Consider the following 19,481-nt stretch of genomic DNA (forward strand, 5'->3'; position numbering starts at 1 on the left):
AGGCACTAGCGCCGATTATAGGGTCTTGTTCTGGGTTTGGAGGTTTGTTGGTAGGCAATGGACCGATCCAATGGGCGTTAGCAGGAATTATGGTTTTAGCGGCATGTACAGGACTGGTGATTGTTGCCAAGCGCTTTAAGGAGCAGCGCTTGTGATTTTTTGGTTCAAAAGAAATCTCTCTCTTCTGTTAACGGCTATAGCCGTTTTTTTTATGGCTTTAGGCAAAGCCTTTCAGCTTGGCAAGAAAAGTGAACGGCAAAAGCAAACAGAGCATGCTTTAAAGAGAGCAACCACCCGTTTTGAGGTTGAAAATGAAGTTAATCAAAAAAGTGATGCTGATGTTCGTTCTGCTTTGTCTCGTTGGATGCGGGGCAAATAGGTCTGTTTCTTGTGTTGGTTGGTTACCCATTTATTTAGATAAGCAAGATCTGAACGCTCTCAGTCCCCATTTAGCAAGAGATATTTTGAAGCATAATCAACAGGGAGCACGTTTATGTGGGTGGCAAAATGAGTAGCAATCAAAGTAAGCGGGGAAAAGACCTTTCGGAAACAGAACAACGGTTGCTTCACGAGATGATAGAAACCTATCAAGGCTTAAAGATGATGTCACGTATTATGAAGTGGATTGCCTTCATTATCTTTATCTTTGTAATGGATTTTTCCCGTTTCATAGACGCCATAGAGAATAGCTTCTCACACTTAAAAAAATGGATAACAAAAAGTTAGAGAAATTCGATCAAAAAAGAGGCGCCCTATAGAGGCATGTTGCAAAATCCTATTCCCTTACTTTTATTCACATATCCCCCACAGTAAAAAAGGCATGTGAATACAGTAAATTATAACTTTAAAAAAGGTTTATTAAATTCTAGTCTTGCATATTAACACTTATTTTATTACGCTTGAAAAGTTAGATGAATCTAGGAGCATTGTTCATTTTAAAGGTTGACTATGGAAAGCACTATAGAAAGAAAGTGTTGGGTGGTAGCAAGACGAGCAACATTCGTGTTTATTACTGTCATTTTTTTAGTTTATCTCATAATTTGATTTTAAATAGGATAAACCCTATAAAAAGCGTATGCTCACACCATACTACAGTTTTGAGGTGATGCGTGTTTTTGTCTGTTTTTGAACTTTTTAAAATTGGGATTGGTCCTTCTAGCTCACACACGATGGGCCCGATGATGGCTGCCAATATGTTTTTGCAAAAGATGCAAGGTCTTTCTCAGTTATCTGATATTCAAGTTTCTTGTATACGAGTTTATCTCTACGGTTCTTTAGCTTTTACGGGTATTGGTCATGCGACAGATAGGGCTATTGTGTTAGGACTTTTAGGAGAAAAGGCTTCTACTGTTGATCCTAATAATATGGAATTTCTGTTAGAAAAAGTTATCCGTGAAAAAAAAGTGCAACCAGAAGACCATCCCGCTTATCAGTTTAATTTGCAAAGTGATCTTATTTTTGAACGAAAAAAAATCTTACCTGGACATACGAATGGCCTCGCATTTGAGGGACTTGATACGGATGGGAATGTTCTGTTACGACAGATTTATTATTCTATCGGGGGGGGCTTTGTTGTGACTGAGGATGAATTAAGCCATATGAATGGTGATATACAACCAGAAGCATTTGAAGTACCATATCCCTTTCATTCTGCTCGTACAATGTTATCAATGGCAGAAAAATCTGGACTTTCTATTGCTGAAATGAAGCGCTTAAATGAAGAAACAAAGATTGAGCGTTCTTCTCTAGATGCAGGACTTGATGAAATTTTTTCAGCGATGAAAAATTGCATTGATAGAGGTCTTTCACAAGAAGGTGAGTTGCCTGGTGGATTACGTATTCAAAGGCGTGCTAAAAAGCTGCATGAAACGCTTTTGGAAAATCAAAAGAAAAATTTCAATTATCCACTTTGGGCAAATGATTGGCTTTCGGTATATGCTATGGCAGTCAATGAGGAAAATGCAGCGGGTGGTCGTGTTGTTACAGCCCCAACAAATGGGGCCGCTGGTGTTGTCCCTGCAGTTTTGCGTTACTATCTTCAGTTTAATGATAATTCAGATCAAGAGGGAATACATAATTTTCTATTGACAGCAGCAGCTATTGGCGGTGTTATCAAACATAATGCGTCTATTTCTGGTGCAGAAGTTGGGTGTCAAGGTGAAGTTGGAACGGCATCTTCAATGGCAGCGGCAGGGTTAACCGCTGCATTAGGGGGAACGCCGGCTCAAATTGAAAATGCAGCGGAAATAGCTCTTGAGCATCATTTGGGAATGACGTGTGATCCGGTTGCGGGTCTTGTACAAGTTCCTTGTATTGAGCGTAATGCAATGGGAGCGGTTAAGGCAGTAACGGCCTCTTCTCTGGCATTATATGGTAATGGGGAACATTTTGTTTCTCTTGATGCTTGTATAGAAACAATGCGTCAGACAGGTCTTGATATGAGTGAACGCTATAAAGAAACAAGTAAAGGTGGTCTTGCAGTCAATGCAATATCTTGTTAAAAGTGCGATCTCTTGTTAAGAGCTGTGATATTTTTCAATCCGTAACTGGACTCGTTGGGGAAGGATCATATTTGTTACTTCTTAAAAAATCTTATATTTTTTGTGGCTTATAAATCAAAATTCAAATTTAATTTAGCAGTATGCTTAAGATAAATTTGAGGCGGGTTTGTGCTTTATGAACGAGTAATAGCTTTTGCCTGCAAGATTGGAAGGAGAGTATTGCTTATATCTGTTTGATTTGTCTTTGAAATGGAAAAACAGTCTCATTAGAAAAAATAAATAAGTGTCGAGTAAAATAAGAAATCAATCTATCATTACTTTCTAGCTGGGTTTTATGATTTTTAAAGGTGGAGATCTTTTGGACAGCTGATATGGCAAAAAAACACCTTGAAAAGGAACTCTAATTTGCAATAATTAAAAAGGATTTTAGAAAATCTTATTCTCTAACTTTTATTTAAAATCTTGTACCGGTAAAAAATTAAAATAAATATTAGCATATATATTAAAAATATTTATCAAAATTTTCATAAAGAATAGAATGCAAGATAATAGGACATTATCGTGTTTCTCGTTCATGAATTTGTTTTAGATGAAGATTGTGATATCATTAAAAAATGTGATAAACAAAAGCGTGAGATAATGCATAATCTTTATTATTTAAAGGACATTGCTTCGGGTACTTTTAGAAAGTTGTAAAGCTTAATTAAAAGGAGACAGCGAGGCTTGGAATTAGTTTTTACCTTTAAAATTTCATATTCTTCTAAAGTTAAGTTTTCTATCTGTTTTAGAGATTATACAAATAGAAATAGGCGATACCTTTTCTTCCATTTAGCATATAAAAGTTGCAACAGAAGGAAAAACACTAAATCACCTGAATATTTGTCTCAAATATGCGATTGCTTTGGATTTGGATATTGATTTACAGGCAATAGGAAAAGCACAGGCTGTCTTAGCAAAACAACTCCATAGAACACAAAATCCACTAGCAATAAATTGAAGAAAAAAGGCTGCTTTTTATAAAAAAACTTTGCCAAACAACGCATAACACATTTGATTTTACGTATATTTACTCTTACAGGTATTCGTACATATCATCCATTGCGTTATAGTTGTGATAATTAAATTAAAGATGATTTATGGATAATCCCCTGCTGAAGGTGTAAAAGGTTGATGAGATGCTAAAGAAGAATTTCGTATATCTTTATCATTAGAAGCAATGAAAATAATTAAAAAGTCTGTTGCATATCTAAAAGTAAATTAATTTTTTTATCGATAGTCTTTGTATTTTTAAATTTTCTTTGTTTGTTGAAAGAAATAAAAGGACTTAGATTATTTTTTACAGCATTTATGTTGTAGAGGAATTCATTATTAAGAAGAATTTTCTTTATTGCACTTTTACAATAACCTTTAAAGTGATAAGCTTTCATCCCATGTGTGGGTCATTTTTTTAAGAAAGATATCAAGGATAATTTTGGCGACTAACTCAAAAAGTAGAAAAAATTTGGTATTCTTTGTGTCCTTAAAAAATAGTTTGATTGGAAGCTTGAAGATATTGGATAATTGAAAAAGCCATCAACATAACTCCTACGACTTAAGAAAGAAGTATATCTATCAAAGAATTTTCTCAGACTGTAGATGATGGTGCAATAATAAAATAATTCTTTTTGAAAAAGATTTGTAGAATTAAATATTTGTTGCTCCTAGACGGATTTTAATAGGTACATTACCAGTTTGACTCGCAACACGTAAATGAATGCGTACAGGAGGCATCATGAGACGACGATTGCGCATTGTTTGGCAAATGAGAAGATTAACAAGGGATTTTGTATCTAATGCAGTTGAATTATATTTTAAACCAGTAAGTTTTGCTGCAGCATCGTGAAGGGAACGCAATGAAAGGAGGGATGATTGCTTCAATAATTTTTCTTTTTCATAAAATGAAGCAAAAGCATTATCTGTCATAACACTATCCTTAACGCAGAATTAAAAAACTTTTAGTAAGCTACAGTATAGCAGTTAAAATTTGCTTTCTTTAATGTAGAACAAGCATCAAATGCTGCTTTTTTTGATTGAAATCCTGTAAATCGGGCACGGTAATAACGCTGCCCATTTTTTTCAAACAGTTGCATATGTGAAGAGGCATTCTTTAAAGTAGAAAAAGCTGTATTTTTTGCTTTTAAAAGCAGAGTATTTGCCTGTGCTTTACTAGGAAGAGAACCAATTTGGATAGCCCATCCGGCATTTGTGGATAAAGAGGCGTTAACAATTTTATGAGTCTCAACCGGTATAGCTTTTTGAGGGTTAGGTATTGGTACAATGACCCTATTTACAGCCGTTATTGCGACATTGGAATTTTTAGGTTGTTCTGCAAATGCTGTCAACATAGTTGAAATTTCATCGTCAAAATTACTTGAATCAGTTTTAATGGTCGGTATAGGAGTTTTTGCGCCAGTGGGTAAGTGATAGTGTGCAGAAGCTATTAAACGTTTCCCACTTTTCATTTGGCTTGCTTTGGGCAAATATTGATTCAACAAGCTGGCCATGTGCTCATCACGTGCAGTAGATGATTTTCCTCCCATAACAACAGCAACAACAGAGCGGCCCTCAAGACGCATCGAAGTTGCTAAATTAGAACCTGACATTTGTGTGTAGCCTGTTTTAATTCCATCAACACCTTTCATTATTTTAACGAGTTTATTGTGGCTGTTAATCGTATGTCCACGGAAATTAAAACTTTTTATTTTGAACAATTTATATTGTTTTGGAAAATGTTTACGAAGAGCTAATGATAAAGTGGCAATATCTCGTGCCGTAGAATAATTATGCACATCCGGAAGTCCTGAAGCATTGGCAAAATGTGTATGTTTCATACCAAGTTTACGCGCTTTTGCTGTCATCATTCGAGCGAATTTTTTTTCACTCCCTCCAAGATATTCTGCAATGGCTGTAGCAACATCATTTGCAGATCTTGTAATGAGTGCTTTAGCAGCTGCTTCTGCAGAAATTGTTTGGCCTGCTTTAAATCCAATTTTTGTTGGTGGGCGCATTGCAGCGTAATGTGAAACAGGAATTGGAGTATTGGGTGTCACACGACCCATCTGCATAGATTCAAACAGTAGGTACAATGTCATCATTTTTGTTAAAGAAGCAGGATAACGTTTCAGTGTTGCATTGGCTTGAAAGAGAGTTTTCCCGGTCGTTGCATCTATAACAATAGCCGCATATTTATCAGGATAGGCTCCTTGGGGTGTTGCTGATGCCCAATAGCAAGAAAAAGCTAACATAACAAAAGAAATTGCTATCTTTCTATAGTAGCGCATAATTTTTTTATTATTAATATACACTTGCAGTATCCTATTTCTCCATTTACTCTGAAAAACTTCTATAAAACTTCCTTTTCTGTAACGTATTGATGCAGTTTAGACGAATGGTATTACTAATTTGTTTACAGTAGCTATTTTATGAGTGACTTAAATCTAACCATAGAAGGAAAGTCTTTATCTTATGCGAAAGAGCTATTGCAATAGTTTTGAAAGAACTTAAAATTAATGAGAAATTTGCTCTATGGAAAACAATAATGAAACAAACATTCATAATAAACTCTATATCTCATATTATGCATAACGAAGAACCTTGGATTATGCATAATAAAAAAGGCAAGAATTGGGATGAAGATAGGCATAGTGTGGTTATAATACCTAAGGCTAAGGTTAAACTACAAAAACCTAAATTATATCGCGTTCTTTTATTGAATGATGATTACACACCTATGGATTTTGTTGTTTTCGTCTTGAAGAACTTTTTTAAAAAAAGTTTAGAAGAGGCAACGCGGATTATGTTAAATGTTCATCACAATGGGATAGGCGAATGCGGAACTTATACTTATGAAGTTGCTGAAATGAAAATTGTACAAGTGAGGGAGTGTGCACGTCAAAATGAACATCCGTTACAATGTGTAATGGAATGGAAGTGAGGAGTTATGCCATCTTTTACACCTAGTCTTGAAGAGGTTTTGCATCGTGCATTAACAATTGCTGCTCAAGCGCGACATGAATATGCAACATTAGAGCATCTTCTCCTTGCGCTTTTAGATGATGCTGATGCAAATTCCGTTATTCAGGCATGTCAAGTAGATGTAGAGGAATTGCGCGAACGCTTAACCAACTATCTTCGCTCAGAGTTAGATGAACAGATTAGAGCTGGTGAGGATACAAAACCTACAGCTTTTTTCCAGCGTGTTATCCAACGTGCGGTGATACATGCTCAATCTGCTGGAAAAGATGAAGTATCAGGGGCAAATGTTCTTGTTGCAATTTTTTCTGAACGTGAAAGCCATGCTGCCTATTTTCTTCAAGAGATGGGAATGACACGCTATGATGCTGTACGTTTTATTTCTCATGGTATTACGCGTGATGATGGATTATCCATGTTACTTGAAGGACTTGAAGAGCAATTAGATCAGCAGATTTCAGACAATGGTGAAAGGGTAACGAGTGCTTTAACAGGTTATTGTATTGATCTCAATTGTAAAGCACGGAATGGGAAAATTGATTTATTAATTGGCCGCGAAAAAGAAATTTCGCGCATGATTCAAATTTTATGTCGAAGATCGAAAAATAATCCTCTTTTGGTTGGTGATCCTGGAGTAGGGAAAACCGCGATCATTGAGGGATTAGCAAAGCGTATTGTTGATGGACAAGTGCCCGAAGTTTTATCAAATGCAACGATATTTTCTCTTGATATGGGCGGACTTGTTGCTGGTACACGTTATCGCGGTGATTTTGAAGAACGATTAAAGCAAGTTATTAAAGAATTTGAGCTGTATCCAGATGCTATTTTATTTATTGATGAAATTCATACCTTAATTGGAGCAGGGGCAACATTAGGGGGAAATATGGATGCAGCAAATCTTTTAAAACCAGCATTATCTTCTGGCTCTGTGCGATGTATTGGCTCAACAACTTACAGAGAATATCGAAAATTCTTTGAACAGGATCGTGCTTTAGAGCGTCGTTTTCAGAAGGTTGATATTAATGAACCCTCTGTTCCTGATACAATTAAGATTTTGCAGGGGATGAAGCCTTACTTTGAAGATTTTCATCAGATCAAATATACAGATCAGGCGATGAAGGCATCTGTAGAATTATCTTCACGCTATATGGTTGATCGCAGATTACCCGACAAAGCAATTGATATTATTGATGAAAGTGGTGCAGCGCAAAAGCTTTTGCCACAAAAACAGCGCAAAAAGACTATAGGTGTTAAAGAAATTGAAGCGACTATTGCTACAATTGCAAGGATTCCACCCAAAACAGTTTCGCGGAATGATCAGAAGATATTGAGTAAACTTGAGAGAGAACTCAAGCATGTTGTTTATGGGCAAGATCAGGCAATTACCGCCTTAGTTTCATCTATAAAATTGGCGCGAGCAGGTTTACGCGAACCAGATAAACCGATAGGAAGTTATTTATTTTCAGGACCAACCGGGGTTGGAAAAACTGAAGTTGCAAAACAGCTTGCATCATCTTTAGGCATTGATCTCTTACGTTTTGATATGTCAGAATATATGGAACGGCATACGGTAGCTCGCTTAATCGGTGCTCCTCCAGGCTATATAGGCTTTGATCAAGGAGGTCTCCTTACAGATGCAGTTGATCAGAAGCCTCACGCAGTCCTATTGCTCGATGAGATTGAGAAAGCCCATCCAGAGTTATTTAATATTTTATTGCAGATCATGGATTATGGTCGATTAACAGACCATAACGGCAAGAAAATTGATTTCCGCAATATTATTTTGATTATGACAACCAATGCTGGTGCTTCAGATATGGCAAAATCAGCGATTGGATTTGGGAAAGTTCATCGTGATGGTGAGGATATAGAAGCAATCAATCGGTTATTTACACCAGAATTTCGTAATCGATTAGACTCAATTATTCCGTTTACACCTTTATCTCACTTAACTATCAATCAGATCGTGCAAAAATTTATTTTTCAGCTTGAAGCACAATTAGCTGATCGGGGGATCTGTTTTGAATTAAGCTCTTCTGCAGCTTTATGGCTTTCCAATAAAGGATATGATTCTCAGATGGGAGCACGTCCATTAGGACGTATTATACAAGAATATATCAAAAAGCCATTAGCAGATGAAATTTTATTTGGAAAGTTACGCAACGGCGGCATTGTTCGCGTATTGACACAAAAGTCAAATAGCGAAAAAGAAAGATTACAGCTAAAAATTTTCTCTTCCGATCTATCTGTTGGCTCAAAGAAAAGTAAAATGAAGAATTTTACACCAAAGCATATAGGAAAGAAAAGCACAGCATCTTAAAAACATGTTACCAAGAGGGTCTATTATAGAGCAGCACGAATTTTTTTGGCATTCTCTTCAAGTATTTCTGTAGGCGTTATCACTTCATTATGAGGGGTAAGTTCTATTCCTTCCATACGTGGTATAATATGGAAATGGAGATGATAAACGGTTTGTTGACTAGCTGCTTCATTAAATTGCATGATTGTTATGCCATCGGCTTGAAAGGCTTTTTTGACGGCATTGGCGATTTTTTGAACCGCTTTAATAACAGGAAATAATGTTTCAGTATCGGCATCAAGCAAATTTCTAGAGCCTTTTTTAGGAATGACCAGCGTATGACCTGGCGCTTGTGGCATGATATCCATGAATCCAATCACCTCATCATCTTCGTAAACACGAACAGAAGGGATTTCATTACGAATTAATTTAGCAAAAATATTGTTATCGTCATAAGCTTGCTTCATACAATTATTTCCTTTTATTGTAAGTTTAGGATTTAAATTTCTATGATGGCTTCAACTTCTACAGGAACATCCATAGGCAGAGAGGCAACACCGATAGCAGAACGGGCATGTTTCCCAATTTCACCAAGAATATTGACAAATAAATCAGAAGCTCCATTGGCGACAAAAGGGATATCGGTAAAATGAGAATCGACAGCCACAAAAACAGTAATTTTTACTACGCGTTTTATTCTATTAAGATCACCCAGAGTTGCTTTGAGTTGAGCGAGAATATTGAGAGCACAAGCTTTAGATGCTTGTTTGGCTTGTTCGACATTCACAGCAGCACCAACTTTACCGATGGCTATAGGTTTTCCATTTATAAGGGGGAGCTGTCCAGAAATAAAGAGTTGATTGCCACTTTGTGAAGTTGCGATGTAATTAGCAAGGGGTTGCGTTGCTGCAGGAAGAGTGATTCCGAACTTTTCTAAGTTTTTTTCAATCACATTGGTCATAATTTAAACTCCATAGCTATTCTATAAATATATCATTGCATAACCTATTTTTTGATTAAAGGAAATGTGTGGTTAATTGAGAAATTAGCCTTTTTTGCCTTATTGTATAGTGTTATGCAACGGGAATAAAGTTTGGAAGTTGGGAATGATTAGAGCATTATTTATAATAATTTTATATATTGTTTTTTTCTGTACGGCGAGAGCTGAAGAGCCTATTTTTATTGTGCCACATCGAGCAATTTATGATTTTCAGCTCGATAATGTTTCTCATGAAATGACAATTTCTGGGATGTCAGGGCGAATGGTTTACGAACTTACTGGTTCTCCATGCCAAGGCTATAGCACACGTTTTCGTTTCATTAGTCGTCTTCATGTTGAAGATATGCCGGTCCGTTTAACGGATCAACAGACGACGAGTTATGAAACAGGAGATAGCCGTATTTTTCGTTTTAATGTTACTGATCAAGAAGGGGAAGAAATTGTGCATCGTGCTGAAGGGGTCGCGGAGCGAACGGGAGATGGTATTACAGTTACCTTAAAAAAGCCAAAGGAAAAAGAGTATAAGCTTGCAATGGCTGAATTTCCAATAATGCAGCTAAAGAATATTATTCGCCATGCAAAAGCGGGAGATCATTTTTATAATATCACTGTCTTTGATGGGACAAATAAAGCAGATAAAGTTATAAAAGAAAGTATCGTCATCGGGGAAAAGAAAGCGCTTTTATCTGATAATGAGACGGAAAAAATGAAAAAATTGGATGAAGAAGAATATTGGCCTGTTACAATCTCTTATTTTGATGATGGTGAAAATAAAGATGGTTTACCGATTTATCAGAGCAGTTTTCTTTTACATGAGAATGGTGTCATGCGTGATTTTTATATGGATTATGGAACTTTTTCAGTGAGCGCAAAATTGAACAGTCTTGAATTCCTTGAACTTGGAAAAGATCTTGATCAATGTGAAAATGCAAATATTAAATGATTGAAGAAAATAACTTGAAAAAGAATCAAATATTAGTATGTTTGCGCTATTCCACACGCGGAGTTTGGGTGTTTGTAGATAATCTGTGAGGAAAGTCTAGAAAACATCCGCCGGTAGTAGGTTTTCCTGCTTTTTCCGCGGAGGTTGAACCGGAAAGGATAAGATTTATGGCACTACCCGATTTTACAATGCACCAGCTTTTAGAAGCAGGTGTGCATTTTGGTCACCAGACTCATCGCTGGAATCCCAAGATGACCCCCTATATTTATGGTCAGCGTAATAATATTCATATTATTGATCTTGCTCAGACCGTTCCACTTTTACATCAAGCGCTTAAACTTGTTTCAGACACTGTTGCGCGTGGTGGTCGTATTCTCTTTGTTGGTACGAAACGGCAGGCATCTGAAATTATCGCTGATGCAGCGAATCGTTCTGCCCAATATTATGTTAATGCGCGTTGGCTTGGCGGTATGCTGACGAATTGGAAAACGATTTCCAATTCGATACATCGTTTGCGAAAGCTTGATAAAATTCTTGCTGCTGAAGCACAAGGCTTTACTAAAAAGGAACGTTTAAATCTTGAACGTGATCGTGAAAAGCTTAATCGTGCGCTTGGTGGTATTAAAGATATGGGGTCTGTCCCAGATCTTATCTTTGTTATCGATACAAATAAAGAAAATATTGCACTCCAAGAAGCAAAACGTTTAAACATTCCAGTGATTGCTATTATTGATACCAATTGTGATCCTGATGATGTAACACATCCAATCCCAGGAAATGACGATGCTTCACGTGCGATTTCTCTTTATTGCGATCTTTTTGCGCGTGCTGCTCTTGATGGTATTGCACGCCAGCAGGGTGCAATGGGTGTTGATTTAGGAGCTCAAGTTGATACACCAGTGGAGCCTATTTTGGAAGAAAATACGGTTTCAGCAGTTTCTGAGTAATATAAAACGCCTAATTAAGGTACTTTTATTATCTAAAGAAAAAGTTATAGGCGTGCAGAGGAAATTTGCACGTTTTCACTGTTACAGAATGAAGAGGCAAATATGAGCGTTACTGCTGCACAAGTAAAAGAACTTCGAGAATTATCTGGCGCCGGGATGATGGACTGTAAAGCCGCTCTAGCAGAAACCAATGGTGATATGGAAGCTGCTGTTGATTGGCTTCGTAAAAAAGGGATAGCGAAAGCAGATAAAAAGGCTAGTCGTACAGCAGCTGAGGGGTTAATTGGAGTCGCATCAAAAGATTCACATGCAGTTTTGGTTGAGATTAATTCTGAAACAGATTTTGTTGCACGCAATGATGGATTCCAAGACATTGTGCGCAAAGTAGCAACTGCGGCTTTGGATACGCCAGGTGATGTTGAATCTGTTTCTGTTTCTCTTTATCCAGGCACTGAGAAGAGTGTAGAGCTTGCAATTAAAGATGCAATTGGTACAATTGGCGAAAATATGACGTTTCGTCGTTCTGCTAAATTGTCTGTTGAGAATGGTGTTATTGCGACTTATATACATAATAGTGTGGCTGAAGGGCTTGGAAAACTTGGTGTTTTGGTTGCAATCGAAACAACGGGAAATAAAGAAGCAGCTCTTGCTTTTGGTCGGCAGGTTGCAATGCATATTGCGGCAACCAGTCCATTAGCACTTACAGCGCAAGATGTTGATGCTGGTGCCATTGAGCGTGAAAAAGCAATTTTTTCAGATCAAGCACGTCAGTCTGGAAAACCTGAAAATATCATTGAAAAAATGGTGGAAGGACGTATGCGTAAGTTTTTTGAAGAGGTTGTCTTACTTTCTCAAGCTTTTGTTATGAATCCTGATATGACCGTTGAGGCTGCTTTAAAGGATGCTGAGAAATCAATTGGTGCTCCAGTACAAATCACAGCCTTTGTTCGTTTTGCACTCGGTGAAGGTGTAGAAAAAGAGGAGTCTGATTTTGCTGCAGAAGTTGCGGCAGCAGCAAAAGGCTAGTTATTGCAAACTTTTGATAAGAGATTTAAAATCATTATTGTTTTTAGAAGCTCTGCTGAAAACAATGTAATTGTTGTGAGGGCGTCACGTGAAAAAAAGTGGTGCCCTTCGTGGTGTCAAAAGCAAGAAGTAAATGTGCTTTTGGGAGATTATGAATGGCATTAGCACTTCCATATAAACGTATTCTTTTAAAGGCTTCTGGTGAAGCTCTTATGGGGGAACAAAGTTTTGGCATTGATGTTTCTGTTGTCGACCGTATTGCCGCTGATATTGCAGAAGTGCGCGCAATGGGGATAGAAGTTGCGGTTGTTATCGGTGGGGGAAATATTTTTCGTGGCGTTGCTGTTGCTTCACGTGGTGGGGATCGCGTGACAGGTGATCATATGGGAATGCTTGCAACGGCTATTAATTCTTTAGCATTGCGAACATCATTAACAAAATTAGGGGTTGAAGCTGTTGTATTGTCTGCGATTGCGATGCCACAAATTTGTGAAAGTTTTTCGCAACGTAAAGCAATAGCTTATATGAATCAGGGAAAAGTTGTTATTTTCGCAGGCGGCACGGGAAATCCATTTTTTACCACTGATTCTGCTGCGACTTTACGTGCAGCAGAAATTGGTGCGGACGTTCTTCTTAAAGGAACACAAGTCGATGGTATTTATTCAGCAGATCCCAAAATAGACCCTACAGCTAAGCGTTTTGACCAATTAACACATGTTGAAATTTTGCAATGGGGATTATCGGTTATGGATTCAACAGCGGTCACTTTAGCCCGTGAGAACAATGTACCGATAATTGTGTATTCCATTCATGAAAAAGGCGGTTTAGCTAGGGTCTTGAATGGAACAGGACGCTTTACAATGGTATCGGAGTGAGGTTAAGCTTCAAAGGACAATTGAAGGAGACAGAAATATGAATGTTGCATCAATTATGGATGATCTGAAACGTCGCATGGATGGCGCTATTACGGCTTTTAAACATGAATTAGGTGGCTTGCGGACAGGACGGGCATCGGCGAGTTTATTAGAACCGTTGACCGTTGAATCTTATGGTTCTGTTGTACACATTAATCAGGTTGCTAATATTTCTGTTCCCGAACCTCGGATGCTTTCTGTTTCTGTATGGGATAAAACGATGGTAGGAGCTGTCGAACGCGCTATTCGTGATTCTGGTCTTGGTTTAAATCCCATAACTGATGGTACGAATTTACGTATTCCTTTGCCTGAATTGAATGAAGAGCGCCGTAAAGAACTTGTAAAAATTGCGCATCACTATGCGGAGCAAGCGCGTGTTGCGACACGTCATGTGCGTCGTGATGGTATGGACAATTTGAAAAAGTTAGAAAAAGATGGTGAAATTGGACAAGATGAAGCCCATAGTTTATCCGAAAAAGTTCAAAAACTCACAGATGAAACCATTGCTGATATTGATAAAATTTTAGTTGTGAAAGAATCTGAGATTATGCACGTTTAAGACTTTTTGCTAGGGAAATATTTTATTCTCAGCGTGTAAATTATTTTTATGGATAAGGGTAGGGAATCATGTGCCTTGTGATAGCAAGGCGTGATGCAAGGGAGCTATTCGATCACCTTTATAGGGAAAAGATTGATTTTAAAGGGTTTATACTTTTATTCTTTAATCTGTGAGTGAAGTCTTCTCTTTACTGGAGGTATTACTAAATCGCATGATGAGAAACATTATGAGGGATGTCTCAAATATTCTAAGATGGGTTTGAGATAATATAGCACAAAAATAATACCTTACTCTTACCATCCTTATAAAACATGTGCGCAGGGTGATGGGACAAGCGGATGTTATGGGGCGTAATTCATTTTTAATGATGAAGAATTAATAGAGGAGCTCTTTTATACGAAAAAAACTCTAAGTTAATTTATGCAGGGTGTAAATAACCACTCTCTCATTTTATGTTTAAGAAAATCTTTGAAAATTTATTTTAAGATTAATCTAAATAAGGGAGATTTTTGATCTGTTTTCATTGATTATTCGCTGTATAAGCGCTATCTTGGTAAACTAAACCGCTTATGATAAATTATAAGAGAGATTTGCACAAGTGTGAAATAAAAATACTGGGTAGGGAAGTTTTTCTTGAATCAATTTTAGAGGTTGTATTTTCTATTTTTATTGTTTGGATGTTGTCTTGTCTAATTTGGTTTATCGTGTTCTAACGGCTTTTGTGTTTGGCGTTATTGCTTTGTATCTAACATGGTTGGGAGGGACCACCTTTTTTCTGTTTGCATGGTGTATCGGCGGTTTTATTCTTTATGAGTGGATGAATATTACTCAAGAGAAGTGGTGTATTTTACAAAAGATATTAGCAGGTATCTTTTATTTTTTCTTTGGCTTTTTTTTAGTGTTGAATATATCTGCTTCATTGATTTTTAGTGTTTTAATCGTGTTGGCTGCAGTATTGGCTATTATATCTATAAAAAACAGTGGTTGGGTTTTTTGTGGTTTTTTATATGCATCTTTTCCTGTTGTGGCTTTATGCTTTTTACGGGATCATGAGATGTTGGGGTTCCAAGTCGTTATTTTCTTATTTACGATAGTATGGGGAACCGATGTTGGTGGATATTTTATCGGACGTGCATTAGGGGGGCCTAAATTAGCACCACAATTTTCTCCTAATAAAACATGGTCAGGAGCGCTTGGTGGTACATTTGTCGGCGTTTTTGGTGGTATATGGGTTGCTTTTGGATTTTTTGATATAAATTTAGCAAGTTTTTTTGTGCCGCTCCTTACGCTTGTTTTGTCAATTGTTTCACAATTGAGTGATTTAGGACAATCATGGCTTAAAAGACGATTTTCTGTTAAAGACTCCGGTTCTTTATTGCCTGGACATGGTGGTTTTATGGATCGTATGGATGGATTGGTAGGAGCAATTTGCCTTCTTTATTTAATTGGTTCATTGATGTCTGATATGAATGCACCTTTTAATCTTTTTAGTATGATTTAATGGGGAGAAAATATTTTGGGACTTTTAAATCATATGGTCACTATGGGTGATCTTCTTTTAAGAAGTTTGAGTATTCTTTTCATCATTGTGCTTATCATTTTTGTGCATGAACTTGGGCATTATCTCATTGGTCGGTGGTGTGGTATTAAGGCATTAGTTTTTTCCCTTGGATTTGGACCACAAATAGCTAGTTATATAGATAAGCGTGGTACGAAATGGCGTTTTGCACTTATCCCTTTAGGGGGGTATGTAAAGTTTGTTGGGGAGGAGGATAAAAACGAGACGCTATTATCACCATCATCTCCGGTTATTGATGGTTCGTTTGCCAGTGCGCATGCTTGGAAAAAAGCAGCAACTGTTTTTGCTGGTCCCTTTTTCAATACTCTTTTTACTATTGTTATTCTAACGTTTCTTTTCTTTATTTATGGTCGTGTCGCCATTGAACCCGTTGTTGGTTCTTTAGTAAAAGAGAGCCCTGCTATTCAGTCCGGTTTGGAATTAGGGGACCGTTTTGTTGAAATGGATGGTCGACGGGTTGAAAGTTTTGAAGATTTGATGAATTATGTAGCTTTTCATGGAAGAGAACCGATAGAGTTTAAAATAGAACGCATGGGGCGCGTATTTACAACAGTCATTACCCCAAAAGTCATTGAGCGAGATGATGGGTTTGGGAATCGAACACAAAGTACTATGATCGGTGTAGGTGTTCCTGTTGATTTAAATAATCCTGCACGTTTAGATCCAACTTATATAAAACATATTCGCTATAGTTTTGTAACAGCTATAGGAGAAGCTTTAAACCGTACTGCGTTCATTGCTACTCAAACTGTTCTTTTTATGAGCCGTTTAATCGGAGGCAAAGAAGATCGTTGTCGGCTAAGTGGGCCTTCTAAAACCGTAAAAATTGCTTGGAAAGTGAGCGAGACAGGTTTTATCTCTTTATTGAATTTGGCCGCTTTTCTTTCAATAAGCGTTGGGCTTATTAACCTTTTTCCGATTCTACCGCTTGATGGTGGGCATCTTTTATTTCATGTCATTGAGGTCATTACTGGGAGAAAAATATCCACTAAAATTCAGGGGATTTTTTTTCGTTTAGGTTTTTCCCTTCTTCTCCTATTTATGATTTTTGTCTTCTTTAATGATTATTTTTGTTGGTTTAGCTAATTAAATTATGGAAAACGCTTTGTAAATTGGGTAATAATAGCGAAAATAAATTGAAGGTTGTTTACCATGTCTGCAAAATATTGTGGCGTTGTACATTATAATGAGTAATTAAGGGATGAAAAGTCTCGCTGTAAAAAGATTGTTATGGCAGTTAGCTTTTAAGGCATCGTGTCCAAGGAACAAGAGTAAGGTGAAAAAAGCCAATGACTACGAATTCAAAGTTTTTAAATGCAGCATCTGTGTTGGTGTTAAAGATGGGGATGATTGTCCCAGCAACGGTTTTTATGTCAATTGCTGTGGTTGGGGAAATACAAGCATCTCTAGTCCGTTCTATTGAGGTTCGTGGGAATAAGTTTGTAAGTTCTCAGGCGATTCGGGACAATATGGGCATTAGGGCTGGACAAGGGATTTCCAGTGGTGATGTTGATCATGCTGTGAAGAATCTTTTCGAATTAGGTTTATTTTATGATGTTAAAATAAATCAAGTAGGTGATAAATTGGTTGTATTCGTAAAAGAATATGAGGTTGTTAATCAAATATTATTTCAGGGAAATAAATCTTTTAAAGACCCAGATCTTAAACGGTTTATTTCTTTAAAGCCAAATGAACCTTTTAATTCTGCTAAGCTGTCTGCTGATATAAATACAATTCGTGAGGCTTATAAAACTCTAGGTCGTAATAATATCACTGTTAACGTTCAAACGATTAACCTTGGAAAAGGGCGTGTTAATGTGGTGTTTAATGTTGTTGAAGGACAAAAAACAAAGATTAGAGATATCACTTTTAAGGGAAATACTGTCTTTGCAAGCCGCCGGTTGCGTGATGTGATTTCAACAAAATCTTCAGGAATTTTTTCGAAGTTGTTGGGAGGTGATGTTTACAGCGAAGAGCGCCTCGCTGCGGATGAAGAAGCTTTACGGCGCTTTTATTATAATCGTGGTTATGCAGATTTTCGTGTTGTCTCTTCTAAGGCAACTTTTGATGCTGCAAGCAATACGTATAAAATTTCGTTCGTTCTTGATGAAGGTCCGCGCTATAAAATTAGTGATATTCAGGTTGAAAGTGATGTTGATGGGATTGACGTTCAATCTGTGAAGGGCAAGCTTAAAACTCAGCCAGGTAATGTTTATAGTGCAGAAGATATTGAACAGTCTGTTGCTATTATTAATAATAGGGTTGCTGATTCAGGATATGCTTTTGCTAAAGTTGAACCGCGGGGAAACCGTAATTTAGCAAATCATACGATTTCAATTTTATATAATATTGAACAAGGTACGCGTGCATATATTCAGCGTATTGATATACGGGGCAATGAGAAAACGCGTGATTACGTCATTCGTCGTGAGATCGATTTAAATGAAGGGGATGCTTACAATCAGACTTTATTACAGCGGGCAAAACGTCGTTTAGAAAGTTTAGGCTTCTTCAAAGCCGTTAATATTTCAATGGTTCCCACTGAGCAATCTGACCAGGTTATTTTGGTGATAGATGTCGTTGAAGCTTCAACAGGAGATCTCTCTCTTTCTGGAGGTTATACAACGGGGGGAACAAGCCCTGGTATGTCACTTGAAGTCTCTGTTACTGAGCGTAATCTTGGAGGACGTGGTCAGTACGTTCGTTTAGGGTTAGGAGCGGGGCAAGAGAAATCCCGTAATTATAATTTATCATTTGTTGATCCTTATTTCTTAGGGTACCGCTTATCGGCTGGCGTTGATGTTTTTCGCAGCACTTATCGTGCTGATAAAGCCTATGATGTACGGCAGACAGGAGGATCGCTACGGTTTTCGTTGCCTATTAATAATCAATTATCTGCGAATGTTGCTTATTCTTATGTGCAAGAAGAATATGATTTTGGCGGAGAGTATGATTTCAACAAAGAGAGTGATATAATAGAGTTATATGGGAAATATTCTGGTGCGATTGTTCAAGCAGCTAAGCACAGTCCTTGGAAACGCTCATCGATTAGTTATGGTTTTACCTATAATACGATTGATGATATGAGAAACCCTCATGATGGATGGTATGTGCATCTTCTTCAGGAGTATGCAGGACTTGGCGGGAGTGCAAAGTTCTTGAAAACCACGGGTAAGGCGATGATGTACAAGACTCTTTCTGATCAGAAGGATATTGTTGGTTTACTTTCCTTTGGCGGTGGTTATATCCATGAAATAGGCAAAGAGGGTGTTCGTATTTTCGATATGTTTAAAGCAAATACTGATATGATCCGAGGGTTCAAATACAATGGAATAGGTCCTCGTCAGGTTTCCAGTAAGGGTGAAGTTTATTTCTTAGGGGGAACGACATATATGAATGCGACTGCTGAGGTACAGTTTCCCATTCCTGTTGTGCCTGAAGGATTTGGATTGCGCGGTGCTTTATTTGCGGATGTCGCTACGCTCTATGGCAATAATTATAAAGCCGTTTTTAAGGGTGAACCGCCTGTTACCCATACCAAAAGTGCTTGGCGCTCATCTGCAGGTGTGAGTTTGATGTGGGATTCTCCGTTTGGTCCTTTGCGTTTTGATTATGCTTGGCCAATAACAAAGCAGGAGGGTGATCGTTTGCAGCAATTGAATTTTGGTATTTCTACGAAGTTCTAATTTGTGTGGTTTTAAG

The 19,481-nt window shown here is 37.5% G+C and carries 17 protein-coding genes and 1 pseudogene; 14 read left to right on the top strand and 4 right to left on the bottom strand.

Annotated features, from left to right (window positions below; translation table 11 throughout):
* The 4 genes and pseudogenes from PVV65_RS06835 to PVV65_RS06855 form a co-directional block, all read left to right on the top strand.
* Positions 1-155 (top strand): annotated as a pseudogene (locus tag PVV65_RS06835) (lysozyme); the annotation flags it as partial.
* A complete protein-coding gene (locus PVV65_RS06840) occupies positions 152-379 on the top strand; it encodes a hypothetical protein (RefSeq protein WP_273789667.1) in 228 nt (75 codons plus the stop codon). The pseudogene PVV65_RS06835 and the gene PVV65_RS06840, both read left to right, overlap by 4 nt.
* A gap of 116 nt (positions 380-495) precedes the next feature.
* Positions 496-726, top strand: coding sequence for a hypothetical protein (locus tag PVV65_RS06850; RefSeq protein ID WP_273789669.1), 231 nt, complete (start codon positions 496-498; stop codon positions 724-726).
* Between the two features lie 383 nt (positions 727-1,109).
* Positions 1,110-2,501: an L-serine ammonia-lyase gene (locus PVV65_RS06855; RefSeq protein WP_273789670.1), complete on the top strand. Its 1,392-nt coding sequence runs from the start codon at positions 1,110-1,112 to the stop codon at positions 2,499-2,501.
* A 1,683-nt stretch (positions 2,502-4,184) separates the two neighbouring features.
* Here the strand turns inward: PVV65_RS06855 and PVV65_RS06860 are convergent.
* The gene (locus PVV65_RS06860; protein WP_273755316.1) at positions 4,185-4,463 is read right to left on the bottom strand and encodes a hypothetical protein; all 279 of its coding nucleotides are present in this window, start codon (positions 4,461-4,463) and stop codon (positions 4,185-4,187) included.
* A gap of 32 nt (positions 4,464-4,495) precedes the next feature.
* Positions 4,496-5,845, bottom strand: a complete 1,350-nt coding sequence (locus tag PVV65_RS06865; protein WP_273755315.1) for a D-alanyl-D-alanine carboxypeptidase — start codon at positions 5,843-5,845, stop codon at positions 4,496-4,498.
* A 233-nt stretch (positions 5,846-6,078) separates the two neighbouring features.
* On the opposite strand from PVV65_RS06865, the gene clpS reads away from it, so the two are divergent.
* Positions 6,079-6,474, top strand: coding sequence for an ATP-dependent Clp protease adapter ClpS (gene clpS, locus PVV65_RS06870; RefSeq protein WP_273755314.1), 396 nt, complete (start codon positions 6,079-6,081; stop codon positions 6,472-6,474).
* 6 nt (positions 6,475-6,480) lie between these two features.
* Positions 6,481-8,832 (top strand): ATP-dependent Clp protease ATP-binding subunit ClpA, encoded by a 2,352-nt coding sequence (gene clpA / locus PVV65_RS06875; RefSeq protein ID WP_273789671.1) that lies wholly within the window; start codon positions 6,481-6,483, stop codon positions 8,830-8,832.
* A gap of 23 nt (positions 8,833-8,855) precedes the next feature.
* Here clpA and PVV65_RS06880 read toward each other — a convergent pair whose 3' ends face one another.
* Both PVV65_RS06880 and PVV65_RS06885 read right to left on the bottom strand, forming a co-directional pair.
* On the bottom strand, positions 8,856-9,278 hold the full coding sequence (locus tag PVV65_RS06880; RefSeq protein ID WP_273755312.1) for an HIT family protein: 423 nt from the start codon (positions 9,276-9,278) through the stop codon (positions 8,856-8,858).
* A gap of 32 nt (positions 9,279-9,310) precedes the next feature.
* Positions 9,311-9,772, bottom strand: coding sequence for a RidA family protein (locus PVV65_RS06885; protein WP_273789672.1), 462 nt, complete (start codon positions 9,770-9,772; stop codon positions 9,311-9,313).
* 145 nt (positions 9,773-9,917) lie between these two features.
* On the opposite strand from PVV65_RS06885, the gene PVV65_RS06890 reads away from it, so the two are divergent.
* From PVV65_RS06890 to bamA, 8 genes are all read left to right on the top strand, one after another.
* Positions 9,918-10,754, top strand: a complete 837-nt coding sequence (locus tag PVV65_RS06890) for a cell envelope integrity EipB family protein (protein ID WP_273789673.1) — start codon at positions 9,918-9,920, stop codon at positions 10,752-10,754.
* 167 nt (positions 10,755-10,921) lie between these two features.
* Positions 10,922-11,701 (top strand): 30S ribosomal protein S2, encoded by a 780-nt coding sequence (gene rpsB, locus PVV65_RS06895; protein WP_273789674.1) that lies wholly within the window; start codon positions 10,922-10,924, stop codon positions 11,699-11,701.
* Between the two features lie 102 nt (positions 11,702-11,803).
* Positions 11,804-12,727 carry a translation elongation factor Ts gene (gene tsf, locus PVV65_RS06900; RefSeq protein ID WP_273789675.1) on the top strand — a complete coding sequence of 308 codons (924 nt, stop codon included), beginning with the start codon at positions 11,804-11,806 and terminating at the stop codon, positions 12,725-12,727.
* Positions 12,728-12,882: 155 nt separating this feature from the next.
* The gene (gene pyrH / locus PVV65_RS06905) at positions 12,883-13,602 is read left to right on the top strand and encodes a UMP kinase (protein ID WP_273789676.1); all 720 of its coding nucleotides are present in this window, start codon (positions 12,883-12,885) and stop codon (positions 13,600-13,602) included.
* Between the two features lie 37 nt (positions 13,603-13,639).
* On the top strand, positions 13,640-14,200 hold the full coding sequence (gene frr, locus PVV65_RS06910; RefSeq protein WP_273755306.1) for a ribosome recycling factor: 561 nt from the start codon (positions 13,640-13,642) through the stop codon (positions 14,198-14,200).
* A gap of 685 nt (positions 14,201-14,885) precedes the next feature.
* Entirely contained in the window at positions 14,886-15,701 is an 816-nt protein-coding gene (locus PVV65_RS06915) for a phosphatidate cytidylyltransferase (protein ID WP_273789677.1), read from the top strand.
* 15 nt (positions 15,702-15,716) lie between these two features.
* Positions 15,717-16,865 (top strand): RIP metalloprotease, encoded by a 1,149-nt coding sequence (locus tag PVV65_RS06920; RefSeq protein ID WP_273789678.1) that lies wholly within the window; start codon positions 15,717-15,719, stop codon positions 16,863-16,865.
* A 203-nt stretch (positions 16,866-17,068) separates the two neighbouring features.
* On the top strand, positions 17,069-19,465 hold the full coding sequence (gene bamA / locus PVV65_RS06925; RefSeq protein WP_273789679.1) for an outer membrane protein assembly factor BamA: 2,397 nt from the start codon (positions 17,069-17,071) through the stop codon (positions 19,463-19,465).
* Positions 19,466-19,481 lie beyond the last annotated feature (16 nt).

Source organism: Bartonella sp. ML70XJBT (assembly GCF_028618425.1).
In the GTDB taxonomy this organism is placed as follows: Bacteria; Pseudomonadota; Alphaproteobacteria; order Rhizobiales; family Rhizobiaceae; genus Bartonella.

What these genes read in the sequence shown, in the direction of transcription:
- PVV65_RS06880 (WP_273755312.1), bottom strand. Translation starts at nt 9,278, where the DNA reads ATGAAGCAAGCTTATGACGATAACAATATTTTTGCTAAATTAATTCGT.
- frr (WP_273755306.1), top strand. Translation starts at nt 13,640, where the DNA reads ATGAATGTTGCATCAATTATGGATGATCTGAAACGTCGCATGGATGGC.
- pyrH (WP_273789676.1), top strand. Translation starts at nt 12,883, where the DNA reads ATGGCATTAGCACTTCCATATAAACGTATTCTTTTAAAGGCTTCTGGT.
- PVV65_RS06890 (WP_273789673.1), top strand. Translation starts at nt 9,918, where the DNA reads ATGATTAGAGCATTATTTATAATAATTTTATATATTGTTTTTTTCTGT.
- tsf (WP_273789675.1), top strand. Translation starts at nt 11,804, where the DNA reads ATGAGCGTTACTGCTGCACAAGTAAAAGAACTTCGAGAATTATCTGGC.
- clpS (WP_273755314.1), top strand. Translation starts at nt 6,079, where the DNA reads ATGAAACAAACATTCATAATAAACTCTATATCTCATATTATGCATAAC.
- bamA (WP_273789679.1), top strand. Translation starts at nt 17,069, where the DNA reads ATGACTACGAATTCAAAGTTTTTAAATGCAGCATCTGTGTTGGTGTTA.
- clpA (WP_273789671.1), top strand. Translation starts at nt 6,481, where the DNA reads ATGCCATCTTTTACACCTAGTCTTGAAGAGGTTTTGCATCGTGCATTA.
- PVV65_RS06860 (WP_273755316.1), bottom strand. Translation starts at nt 4,463, where the DNA reads ATGACAGATAATGCTTTTGCTTCATTTTATGAAAAAGAAAAATTATTG.
- PVV65_RS06885 (WP_273789672.1), bottom strand. Translation starts at nt 9,772, where the DNA reads ATGACCAATGTGATTGAAAAAAACTTAGAAAAGTTCGGAATCACTCTT.
- rpsB (WP_273789674.1), top strand. Translation starts at nt 10,922, where the DNA reads ATGGCACTACCCGATTTTACAATGCACCAGCTTTTAGAAGCAGGTGTG.